At 59.4% G+C, this 12,082-nt stretch carries 9 protein-coding genes; 7 read left to right on the top strand and 2 right to left on the bottom strand.

Features of this window, described 5'->3' with window-relative positions:
* Window positions 1-194: 194 nt before the first annotated feature.
* The 7 genes from rpsU to K6U75_04655 all read left to right on the top strand — a co-directional run bounded on the left by rpsU (window position 195) and on the right by K6U75_04655 (window position 8,471).
* Complete coding sequence (gene rpsU, locus K6U75_04685; protein ID MCL6474334.1) at window positions 195-374, top strand: 30S ribosomal protein S21; 180 nt, start codon at window positions 195-197, stop codon at window positions 372-374.
* A 112-nt stretch (window positions 375-486) separates the two neighbouring features.
* Window positions 487-2,700: an HDIG domain-containing protein gene (locus K6U75_04680; protein MCL6474333.1), complete on the top strand. Its 2,214-nt coding sequence runs from the start codon at window positions 487-489 to the stop codon at window positions 2,698-2,700.
* Window positions 2,603-3,073, top strand: a complete 471-nt coding sequence (gene ybeY, locus K6U75_04675; protein ID MCL6474332.1) for an rRNA maturation RNase YbeY — start codon at window positions 2,603-2,605, stop codon at window positions 3,071-3,073. The genes K6U75_04680 and ybeY overlap by 98 nt, the downstream gene beginning before the upstream one ends.
* Window positions 3,070-3,771, top strand: coding sequence for a diacylglycerol kinase (locus tag K6U75_04670; protein ID MCL6474331.1), 702 nt, complete (start codon window positions 3,070-3,072; stop codon window positions 3,769-3,771). The genes ybeY and K6U75_04670 overlap by 4 nt, the downstream gene beginning before the upstream one ends.
* A gap of 26 nt (window positions 3,772-3,797) precedes the next feature.
* Entirely contained in the window at window positions 3,798-5,270 is a 1,473-nt protein-coding gene (locus K6U75_04665; GenBank protein ID MCL6474330.1) for a hemolysin family protein, read from the top strand.
* A 181-nt stretch (window positions 5,271-5,451) separates the two neighbouring features.
* Window positions 5,452-6,483: a LacI family transcriptional regulator gene (locus K6U75_04660; GenBank protein ID MCL6474329.1), complete on the top strand. Its 1,032-nt coding sequence runs from the start codon at window positions 5,452-5,454 to the stop codon at window positions 6,481-6,483.
* A 185-nt stretch (window positions 6,484-6,668) separates the two neighbouring features.
* Window positions 6,669-8,471 (top strand): L-fucose isomerase, encoded by a 1,803-nt coding sequence (locus K6U75_04655; GenBank protein ID MCL6474328.1) that lies wholly within the window; start codon window positions 6,669-6,671, stop codon window positions 8,469-8,471.
* Between the two features lie 136 nt (window positions 8,472-8,607).
* On the opposite strand, the gene K6U75_04650 is transcribed toward K6U75_04655, so the two are convergent.
* Window positions 8,608-9,798, bottom strand: a complete 1,191-nt coding sequence (locus K6U75_04650; GenBank protein ID MCL6474327.1) for a PEP-CTERM sorting domain-containing protein — start codon at window positions 9,796-9,798, stop codon at window positions 8,608-8,610.
* A 235-nt stretch (window positions 9,799-10,033) separates the two neighbouring features.
* On the bottom strand, window positions 10,034-11,992 hold the full coding sequence (locus tag K6U75_04645) for a hypothetical protein (GenBank protein MCL6474326.1): 1,959 nt from the start codon (window positions 11,990-11,992) through the stop codon (window positions 10,034-10,036).
* Window positions 11,993-12,082: the final 90 nt, after the last annotated feature.

Here is a 12,082-nt window from a genome sequence, read left to right as displayed (position 1 = left end):
TGTGATACCATCGAAGCGTTTGGATATGTGACATTTCAAACTGGGAATTAAATGTGACTCGCCATTGGTAACAACAGTCTTTTTCGCCCGTGCACTAACCTGTTTTTGCAGCAGTTGCTTTTTGCGGGTGCGTTCGGTATAATCTTGTGAGGAAAAACGTCCGATACCATTTAGGAGTGAAGGAGGCATCTGCTTTGGCGCAGATTCAGGTTCTACCGAACGAGTCTCTGGATAGTGCCTTAAAGCGGTTCAAGAAGGAACTGCAGAACGCGGGCATCCTGAAAGAGTATAAAGAGCACGAGCACTATACAAAGCCCAGCGACAAACGCCGCAAACAGGAGGCGGCACGCAGGCGCAAGCAACGCTCGAAATAGGAAACCGTTTTGCCACATCGACACCGCGATGGTTTCTCTGCCGTTCAGCGAAAGCCGTGCAGTCGTATGTTGCTCGCCTGAGAAGGCATGAGGAGCTGAGCCAACCAGACCGATGAACAAACGAAGTGAACGCCAACGGCTACACGCAGTATCTCACTGGCTGCGGTACCGATTGCTTCCGCGCTGGGATTGGCAGCGACTGGGCATCGCAACGGTCACCATCGCGGTGTTGTGCGTTGTCTTTTCGGGGCGCTTCATCCCCGATAAAGTCACCCTTCAGGTGGGCGACATCAGCCCCCGTGAAATCCGCGCTCACCGCACCGTCCGCTATGTGGATGTGGAGGAGACCCGCCGCCTGCAGGAAGTAGCGGCGAAACAGATAGACACCATCTACGAGTCACTGCCCTTTGCCCGGGTGGATGCCGAGCGCAGTGTGGAGGACGCCTTCCATGTGATCTCCCGTGCACGGAGTATGCGCTCTCCCGAAGCTTCCCGCTGGCTGGCGCAGCAGCTGTCCTTCCTGTCCGCCGACCTCGTGCGTGCCGCGCTTACCCTACCGGCATCCGACCTGCAAAAGTCTCGTGAGGTAGCAATGGCGCAGGTGGACGACGCGATGCAACGCGAAATCCGCGCCGATACCAACGACCTGGCAGAGCGCAAGCGGGCAGTGCAGGCGGCGTGTATTCGGGATTTGGGACAGAATACGCGGGGCAGGCTCGCTGCAGCCATTAGCACCCATGCCCTGCGCCCCAACCGTGTGCCCGACGTTGCCCGCACCGAGACCCTGCGCGAACGGGAGCGCAGGAAAGTACCGCCGGTGTACCGCACGCTGGTGGCGGGCGAGGTGGTGATTCGGCGTGGCGAACGGGTGACTGAGCAACATATTGAGATGCTCACCGCACTGGGGATGCGCAACCCACGCCTGCACTGGGCGAGTGTACTCGCCATCCTGATACTGGTAACGATGCTGGTGGTGCTGGCGGCGTTGCATATTGCTCATTACCATCCCCGTGTGTATCAACAGCCGCGTCAGCTGTGGCTGATTTCGGTGGTGGTCGCGCTCAGCGCGCTGGGCGTGAAGCTGGGAAGCAGTCTGTTGGGGCTTCCGCTGTCCGGCGTGCAGTTGGGCTACCTGACGGTGATGAGCACGACCATGGCAGGCATGTTGCTGGCGGTGCTGGTATCGCCGCACCTGGCGACGTTGCTGGTGGGTATGCTGGCGATACAGTCCGCCCTGTTGATGAACGGCGAGATGCGCTTCGCTGCCATCAGCCTGATGAGCAGTCTGGTGGGCATTTACTCGGTATGGCGATTGCACGACCGTTACGACCTGCTGCGAGCGGGGGCGTGGATTGGCGGCACCTCGCTGGTGCTCACGTGGGTGCTGGGCTGGATGAATCAGGAGACCGTGACCGAGATGAGCGTGGGGTCGGCATGGGCGATACTGATGAGCGTGCTGGCAGTGGGCGGTTTCGCTCTGTTCGTGGCGGTGCTGGAGCGTCCTTTTGGAGCAGTGACGCATCTGCGCCTGCTGGAGCTCAGTTCTCCAGAACACCCCTTGCTGAAGGAGCTGATGTTACGTGCGCCAGGCACTTACGCACACAGTATCATGGTAAGCCACCTCGCGGACGCTGCCGCCAAAGCTATCGGGGCGGACAGTCTGCTGGCGCGAGTGGGATGCTACTACCACGACGTGGGTAAGATGCGTCGTCCGGAGTTCTTCATTGAGAACCAGCGCATGGAGAACGTGCACGACCGCTTGACCCCTTCGCTGTCTGCACTCATTATTGCGGCGCACGTCAAGGATGGTGTGGATCTGGCAGACCAGTATCGCCTGCCTCGCCCCATCCGGGACATCATCGCCCAGCATCACGGCACCAGCCTCATCTCTTTCTTCTATCAGCAGGCTCTCGCAGGTTGCAAGATGCACACCGCCGTGCTGGAACAGCAGTTCCGCTACAGCGGACCCAAGCCCCAGAGTAAAGAGGCAGGCATTGTGATGCTGGCGGATGCGGTGGAGGCGGCGTCGCGTTCGCTATCACGCCCGACACCAGCGCGCATCGAGAGCCTGGTGCAACATATTATTCAGGAAAAGATAGCCGATGGACAGCTGGATGAATGCAGTTTAACATTCAGTGAGGTACATAAGATTCAGGAGGCTTTTTGCCGATTACTGGTAGCGATGCTTCATTCTCGTGTGGAGTATCCTTCATCGGCAGCGGTGACCCATGCAGATTACCATTACGAATCGACAGCCACGCCGTCTGAATCGGTTGTGGATGCGCCGAGCGATACGCCTCTTGCTGCGCCAGGAAGGCTGGAGTAAGGGGGACGTCAGCATCGTGTTGACGGATGATGAACAGATACGTTCGCTAAACCGCACCTATCGCGGGAAGGATGAGCCGACGGATGTACTCTCTTTCTCTCTGCGCGAGGTGGCGGCGGGGGCGACGACGGTAGACCTTTCCGCGTTGGAGGAGGAGCCAGCCCTGGGTGAGGTTTACATCTCCGTTCCAACCGCCATGCGCCAGGCGCAGGCAGGAGGGCGCACTCTGGAAGAGGAAGTGGCTTTTCTGGCGGTACATGGCGTGCTGCATCTGCTGGGTTATGAAGACGAAAGTCAGGAGGGTTACGAGCAGATGTACCACCGGGGCTGGGAGGTGGTACATGCCACCCGACCGGGAAGTGATACCGTATGAGAATTGCCAAAAACCCGCTGGATAGCTTCCGTTATGCCGTCGAGGGCATCCTCTACACCTTCCGCACCCAGAAGCACATGCGCTTTCACTTTTTCAGCGTGGCGCTGGTGCTTCTGGCGGGGCTGCTGTTTCGGCTGGACAAAGCAGAGATGGTCATTCTGCTCTTCACCGTGTCGCTGGTGCTGGTAGCGGAGATGTTCAACACGGCCGTGGAAGCCATCGTCGACCTGATTACGGATACCTACCATCCGCTGGCAAAACTGGCAAAGGATGTGGCGGCTGGAGCGGTACTGGTTACCGCGGTCAACGCCATCGTGGTGGGGTTCCTGCTGTTCCTCACCGAGCAACATCTGGACGAAATCCGCCTGAACCTGCACGAGCATAAGCCCGAGCCCATCGTCACTCTGGTGGTAGGCACGGTATTGCTGTTGCTGATTATCATTCTGGGCAAGATTTTCGGGCGGAAAGGCTCGTTGCTGCACGGCGGAATCATCAGCGGGCACAGCGCCCTGGGCTTTTTCATGGCTATGACCATTATCTTCCTCTCCAATAACCTGTTGATGGCGATACTCGCGCTGAGCATGGCGGTGTTGATTGCCCAGAGCCGGGTGGAGGGGCGCATCCACAGCTTGCAGGAGGTGCTGCTGGGCGCACTGATAGCCGTGCTGCTGGCGGGAGCCATCTACTGGCTGGCATGAACGAGGAAGGAGGCGCAAGAGCAACCTTGACAACACAGAAAGAAGAGTCCGACAGTCCCAGTCCCAGACCTTACCGCTGGATGTGGCTGATGTTGCTGGTCGCTGGCGCGCTGTACGCGCAGGGAACCTCTCCAGCGGAACAAACCACCGGGCAAACGCATGACCTTCGCGACCTGCTATGGATAGTCGTGCTGCTACTCGCGACCGCCTTCTGCGCGATGGTGGATAGCGCACTGCGCGCGATGCACGCCTCTCGCGTGCGTGAACTGGTAGAGGAGGGTGTGCCCAACGCGCGGCTGGTGGAGAGACTTCTGTCCGACCCCGACCGTTCGATTGCGACCGCGCAGATTGGCATGGTGCTGAGCAGTTTCGTGGCGGCGGCAGTGGCAGCAACAGGGCTGTCGCGGGGAGTGGCTGTACTCCTCCGGCTCCTCTCAGATGCCGACTGGTGGCAGAGGCATTCGGAGCCGATAGCAGTGTTGACCGTCACAGTGTTGACGGGTTTACTCGTGCTGATAGCAGGTATCCTCGTACCCCGTACCATCGCCGAAAAACACGCGGAAAAGGTCGCGTTGCGTCTGGCGCGACCGCTGTGGGTGTGTGCATGGCTTCTGTCACCCCTCGTGGCTGTCGTTATCGCGCTCAGCAATGCAATGGTGAAGCCGTTTAAGGTGCAGGTGGATTTCTCACCGCGCGTGCTCACTCCCGAGGAGATTATCAGCCTGGTGGACGCTGGTGAGGAGCAGGGGGTTATCGAGGAGGAAGAGCGCGAGATGATTCAGTCGGTGCTCGAGTTCCCCGATACCATCGTGCGCAAGGTAATGACCCCGCGCATCGACATGCACTGCGTACCGGTGGAAGCCTCTCTGCAGGAGGTGCTGGAGATTATCCGTAACTCGGGGCATTCGCGTATCCCCGTGTACGAAAGCACAGTGGACAATATCATCGGCATCGTCTACGCCAAGGACCTGCTGAGACTCTACCCGCATCTGGAGCCGTTTGACCTGCGCAAGGTGATGCGTCCTCCGTACTTCATTCCCGAAACCAAAAAGGTGGACGAGTTGATGCGGGAGTTCCGGGCGAAGAAGACGCAGATTGCCATCGTACGCGACGAGTACGGCGGCACCTCGGGGCTGGTCACACTGGAGGATATTCTGGAAGAGCTGGTGGGCGAAATCCACGATGAGTATGACACCGAAGAGACGCCGTTCGAGCAGCTGGATAGCCATACCTACCGCGCCGACGGACGTACACCCGTGGACGACGTGAACGATAAAACCGGCCTGCACCTGCCCACCGACGAGTACGATACCATTGGCGGGTTCGTATTCGGGCTGTTCGGCAGACCTGCGCAGGCGGGCGAACAGATTGCCTTCGGTCGCGCCAATTTCGTGGTGGAGGAGGCGGACGGCAGGCGCATCCGCAAGCTGCGCATCGAGGTCACCCCGACCGAGGCGCAGGAGGAAGAAGCGGAGGAACCCCAGGAGAGCACGCTGTAAAGCTATCCCTGCGCTGGTCGACAGCCGTATGCAGGTGAGTAGGCGTTGTGCGAGAAATGAGAATTGCAGTCGCGGGCTAAGCGTGAGGTGGTTGAGCGACACCCTCCGGGATGCTTGACATCTCTGCAGCGACTTGCTACAATGAAGATGACTTAAACGATTAAGGATGGTGAATGCTGCCGTGTCTGTCCAGCGCAAAAGATGCACCATTAAGGAAGTGGCTGCACGCAGCGGGGTGTCCGTAGCGACGGTTTCCAATGTGCTGCAGAACAAGAGCCACCTCTACTCCCGCGAGACCGCCGAGCGCGTGTGGCAGGCGGTGCGTGAGCTGGGTTACCGTCCCAGCTCGGTGGCGCGCAGTCTTATTCGCCAGCGTACGGACACCATCGGCGTCATTCTGGAGGAAAGGCAGGAGCTGGTGCTGGACCCGTATGTGATGTCTGTGCTGGAGGGCATCTTGGAGTATACGGTTCCGCGTGACTATCCCATCAAGATTGTCAGTATGATGTATCAACAGCGACCTGACAGCTTTCAGGCACATGTGGACGATGGTTCAGTAGATGGAGTCATTTTAGTAGCACCTCGAACGCACAGCGCGGCGCTGCAATGGGCGGTAGAGACAGATATTCCGGCTGTGGTGGCTGGTAGCACTCTGCCCGGTACGCCTCTACCCTGTGTAGATGTGGATGATATCCCTGCCTTCTACCGTGCAGTGCGCTGGCTGGTGGAGATGGGACATCAGCGCATCGGACATATCGCTGGTCCGCAAACCCACTGGAGCGCCAGAAGGCGACTGCAGGCGTACCACCAGGCAATGCGCGACATGGGTATTGCGGTGGAGCCGGGCTGGGTGGTCGAAGGGCAATACACCCCTCCCTCCGGCAAACAGGCGATGGAGCGGCTGCTGGAGGTATCTCCCCCGCTGACCGCCGTGGTGTGCGGAAACGACTGGATGGCAATGGGCGCGATGGAAGCAATCCATCAGCGAGGACTGCGCATCCCCGACGATATCTCGCTTGTGGGCTTTGACGACATAGAGTCTGCCCAGTGGGTAATGCCGCCGCTAACCACCTTCCGCCAACCGATGCGACAGATCGGCGCCAAGGCAGCCGAACTACTCATCGAGCAAGTGGAAACGGGTAAACGTGAACGCGAGGTCGTGTTGTTCCCCGCGGAGCTGATTGTTCGGCAAAGCGTAGCTCCTCCGAGGTGATGCTAAAAGACCAACAGCGGTCATACAACTGAGGCAAGACCCGTCGGCAGGCTTTCCAGCGCGCCTTGGCTGGAGAGGGGTTCTCTGCTGCGCCTTCAAGACGGTAAGAGGACTCTGTAGCCACGCCCGCGAACTGTCGAACCAGACGGCTGCGAAAACTCACCTTCACCGAGGAGGGATAACCGATGGCACATCTGAAAAACCCGCCTGTCAACCGACTGAAGGGCGATCTGCCCAAAATCGGTATTCGTCCCGCTATCGACGGAAGACGACAGGGTGTCCGCGAAAGCCTGGAAGGGCAAACGATGGCAATGGCTCAAGCGGTCGCCAAACTGCTCACCGAGAATCTGCGTCACGCCTGTGGTCTGCCTGTGGAGTGCGTGATTGCGGATACCTGCATTGGTGGGCTGGCGGAGAACGCCGCTTGCGAGCAAAAGTTCCAGCGGGAGGGCGTTGGCGTGAGCATTACAGTAACCCCCTGCTGGTGCTATGGCTATGAAACAATGGACTTCGACCCGTATCGTCCCAAGGCAGTATGGGGCTTCAACGGCACGGAGCGTCCGGGAGCCGTGTACCTGGCAGCAGTGATGGCAGCCCACGCCCAGAAAGGCTTGCCTGCTTTCAGCATCTATGGGCGCGACGTGCAGGACGCTACCGATACTTCCATTCCTGACGACGTAAAAGAGAAACTGCTGCGCTTCGCCAGAGCGGGACTTGCCGTCGCCACCATGCGGGGAAAGAGCTACGTGTCGATGGGCAATGTGTCGATGGGCATTGCCGGGTCGCTGGTAGACCAGGACTTCCTGCAACGGTATCTGGGCATGAGTGTGATGACCGTCGACATGGTGGAGTTCGTGCGGCGCATGGAGCGCGGCATCTACGACGATGATGAGTTCCGCCGCGCGATGGCTTGGGTAAAAGAGTACTGTAAGGAGGGTGAGGACTACAACCCGCCTGACAAGCAGATGAGCCGCGCCGAGAAAGACCGCGCGTGGGAGATCAGCGTGAAGATGGCGCTGATAGCCCGCGACCTGATGGTGGGCAACCCCAAGCTCGCGCAAATCGGTTATGAGGAGGAAGCGCTGGGCTTCAACGGCATCGCAGGAGGCTTCCAGGGACAGCGCCAGTGGACGGACCATCTGCCCAACGGCGACTTCATGGAGGCAATCCTGAACTCGTCGTTTGACTGGAACGGTATTCGCCAGCCTTACATCCTCGCCACCGAGAACGACCATCTCAACGGCATCTGCATGTTGTGGGGACACCTGCTGACGGGCACGGCGCAAATCTTCGCCGATGTACGCACCTACTGGAGCCCGGACGCCGTCAGGCGCGTCACCGGCTGGACGCCCACCGGCATGGCAGAAGGCGGTTTTATCCACCTCATCAACTCCGGCCCCGCCGCGCTGGATGGCACGGGACAGCAGGAGATAGACGGCAAACCCGCCATCAAACCCTGGTGGGACGTAACTTCCGAGGAGGTAGACCGCTGTCTGCAAGCCACCACCTGGCACTGCGCCATGCTGGAGTACTTCCGGGGCGGCGGCTGGTCCACCCGCTTCCTGACGCGAGGCGGAATGCCCGCGACCATGTTCCGCCTGGGACTGGTACACGGACTGGGGCCGGTACTGCAGATTGCGGAAGGCTACGTGGTAGAGATACCCCAAGAGGTACACCACAAGCTGGATGAGCGCACCAACCCCACCTGGCCCACCACCTGGTTCGTGCCGAAGGTGACGGGACAGGGCGCGTTCCGCGATGTGTATACCGTGATGGCGCACTGGGCGGCGAATCACGGTACGCTGAGCTACGGGCACATCGGTGCGGAGCTCATCACGCTGGCATCCGCGCTGCGCATCCCTGTGGCGATGCACAACGTGCCTGCCGAGCGTATTTTCCGTCCACACGCCTGGGGGCTGTTCGGCACCTCCGACCCCGAAGCGGCGGACTATCGCGCCTGCCAGACGTTCGGGCCGCTGTACGGGTAGGCACACGGTCTATCGGGGCGCGGCACGCCGCGCCCCTGACGAGAGTTGCAGGAGTCACGGCCCAGCGTCTTTTTGGACAGGACGAGGCTCCCACCGAGCCGGCAGGCTTTCGGCAGGGAGCCTCGCGAGCTAATGCTTACCGCCTGCGGCGGCGCAGCGCTGCCAGCCCGGGCGCCAGCACGCCGATACCGAAAAGCGCCATGGTGCCGGGTTCAGGGATGACCGACTGCGACACCGCGAAGCTGATGTAAGCACGATCCCCGTACTTGTAGTTCTTAATCCGCGTGCCGTCCAGCACATACTCGTCAATCGTGTCGCCACCGGTCAGGGGGTCCTTGAAGAACAGTTTCTTCTTGGTACCATCATCGAACCATCCTGCCACCGTCACCCAGTGTCCGCCCGCGTTATTTCCGAGTGCGTCCTTGTACTGGATGCGCAGTTCCACATCTTCGCCCGCCTCGATCTCTTTCTTGACGAAGTCGAAGGTGTTGGTGCCGTCGAATTGCCCTCCCGCCTTGGTGACAATCCACTTATCCAGCTTCAGGTCCTTGACGACCTTTTCCTTGCCCGGCTTGAAGTCTCCCGGCTGGATGCCGTCGTTCCAGTTCATCCCCGTTTTCAACTGACCAATGAGGTCGTTCTGTCCCGGGAGCTTCCCGCCGAGCGCGCCGGGGTGGCGTTTCTGCAACCAGTACAGGCTCTGCGCCGCAGAGGTCGGTGCGCATTCGTTTTTGCCCTGCTTGATGCCGGGCGTATCGTGGCGCACCCGCCCGATGATAGTTGCGGTCGGAGACAGGCTCGGATTGCCTGCTGACGGAGGCGATCCGTTCGCTCCTTGTCCTCGTTCTCCTGCTCCCGCGTCCAGCCCCAGATTGATACCGTCCTGCAGGTCGCCAATGTCGTACAGGCTGAACAGGACTCCTGTGTTTGCCTGCATCCCGCTGAAGTCTCCTGGGGAACGTACGGAGGAGTCAAAGGCGGCGTACACCGTGTACGGACCGGAAAGGCTCAGGCTGCTCAGGTCGAACGTGGAGGAGAAGGTCGCGGCGTTGCCGCCGAAGTCGGTAGGCTGCAACGGGATTACCGAATTGGACACCAGCCAGTCTCCGCTGTCCAGTCCGTCTCCGTTCAGGTCCACCGCTACGTTCAGGTAACCTGCCCCTAACGAGCTGAAGGGGGTAATCTGCACATCCACGAAACCGACGCTCGTGGGGTTGCCGTTGATGGCGATTTGCCCGAAGCCGACCACGGGGTCGCCTGTGGCGACTGCTGCCAGCATCGCGGCTAATGCCAGCGCGATGCCGAGCGCATGCAACCATCGTATCATCGCGGATACCTCCTTTTTTGGATAAACTATATAGAGGCAAGATTCGTACCAAAACTGCGGTTTTTGCTGAATCTTTTGCAGAAATTTCGAAAATTCTCTCTGCATTTGGCCGTGGGAATAGATTTGAAGTAGATAGAATGTTTGCCATTTCGTCAAAATGCAATAAATCCATCATTATACTCGCCAGAAAACCATGTCGGGTTTACAGAAGAGTCTCTGCCCCTCGCGCAGGAAATCATGTGCAAACAAGAAACACCCCACCGAGCGCAGGAATGCGAACCTCTGCCCTGTTGCTATTCATCGTGGTCACTCCGCCCGTCTCGGGGTCCCAAACACTGGGCCGTCTTGCCTCGGGCAGGCGCAGACGACATTGCCTGTCCTGAAGGGAGAGGTTTATCAGGAAATACACCATGTCGCCTCCGCGTCGGTAACGCGCTACCCAGATTTCGGGCGAGGCTAGCTCTAGCTGCACTCCACATCCCGCCAGCCGAAGGACTGACGCCATTTCGTCACTGAGAGAGGGGAAGACCTCAGCGCGGCGCATCAGGGACTGTACCAGCCCGTGTATTTGTTCATCCCTTTCGTTCCGACTGGCGGCGTAGCGGGGTGGCTCGCCGACCAGCACAACGGTTACGCCGTTTTGCGCCATTTTCAGCACCTGCTGCAGGGTCGCCGTATGGACGGCGTCAGTAGACGGGATGATCAGTGCCTTATAGCGTTCCTTCGCCACGCGGAATTGCCGCCTGCCGATTTGCGCTTTCTGGATTGCGGCTTCGTCAAGGATGTCAAAATCTATCTGATGCTGCAGCAGCCAGCGACACAGGTTCACAAAGCCGTCGTCTATCTCTTTCAATCGGCGGCTGGGATGGGGCTGATACATCGAGAGGGTGGTGGGGTAGAAATTCGCCTGCACGCCCGCGACAGGATACAGTACCGCCACATCGCACTCATGCTGTGCTTCGCGCAGGAGCACACTCAGTCGCCCCACGCAGGCGTTGTAGGCGGCGTAGTCGGTACGCCGTTGTTCGGTGTTGTTTGGATGTGTCGCGCCGTAAGGGTCGGGATAGTAGGAGGTGATGGTGTTGATGCCCAGCAGGTACTGCAGGCTGGCGGTGGCTTTCATCTGCGCCAGCGTCGCTCTTTTGCCACTCATCTGCTCGGCAAAGTCGGAGGTTTCGCTCATGGTTTCGGTGCGTCCCATCAGGTGCGCCGCGGAGGAAATCAGTTTGGGCACCAGGAAGCCGTTGCCTGCCGCCAGCCCAAGAGGGTCGGAGGAGAGGATGTCAATGCCCGGGATGTCCATCCGTCGCAGGCAGGTGAAGAGGTCGCCATAGTACATCACGTGCCAGAGCAGTTTCTCTTCCGCCAGCAGATGCCCACTGGAAGCGATACCGTGCTTGCGACACCACTGCTGGATCTGTCCCAGATAACGTTCCGCCACCAGCTGCGCCACCACTTCGTAAAAGTCACACCGCACCCCTCTGTGGTCGCCAGTATCGGTATACAGGCTCTCCAGCTGGGGCATCAGGTCGTAGCCCTTCCGCCGTTTGAATTGTTCGGGCAGGTCTTCCACCCAGGGCACGGCGGGCAGAGCATCAGCGGGTGGACGGATATAGGTGGTCATTAGCGAGGGCTCGTCGGTGAAGATGGCATGTATGCGCTTGCCCAGATTGGGAATGCGACGGGCGTACGCCTCATGAGTAACCTCAATGAAGATGCGCGTCGCCATGGGATGGAGCAGGTTCACATAGCGCCGCTTCTTGTAGACGTTCTCGGTGCAGTGCGTGCCCTCGTACATCCGCTGTACCTCGTATCGTGGCTTGCCGTCTGCACCCATTTTGCGCACCAGACCGATTGCTTCCAGGTCGGGGTTACGCTCCAGCACTAGTCCACCTGCCGCGCCGCTGGGATAACCCTCTTCATCATACAGCCACAGATGCAGTCCCAGCTCCTCCGCCACCCTCAGCCCCATGAGGAAAATGCGCCACTGCTCCTCGCTACGCATGTAGTCTTTGAAGCTGACGTTGCACACCAGTCCACCGATACCCGTCGCCTTCAGCCATTCCAATCGCTGGCGAAGGGATGCTTCGTCTGTGCCAAAGCTGTCGAAGTTGTGAATAATCTGCAGGGTGCGATATCGATTGGAAGGGTTGCGAAACTGCTCGTGCAAAGTGCTTGGTTGCCTGGCATTCATGGCTTGTCTCTCCTGCTCTGGCGATGGACTTTTTCCCGTACTTCGTGACGGATGCACGAGCAACCTTCTCCTGTCTCATCACCGGGGAGG

Source organism: Bacillota bacterium, from assembly GCA_023511455.1.
In the GTDB taxonomy this organism is placed as follows: Bacteria; Armatimonadota; HRBIN16; order HRBIN16; family HRBIN16; genus HRBIN16.
The sequence above is the reverse complement of the archived record's forward strand: the minus strand, read 5'-3'. Positions and strand labels throughout refer to the sequence as shown.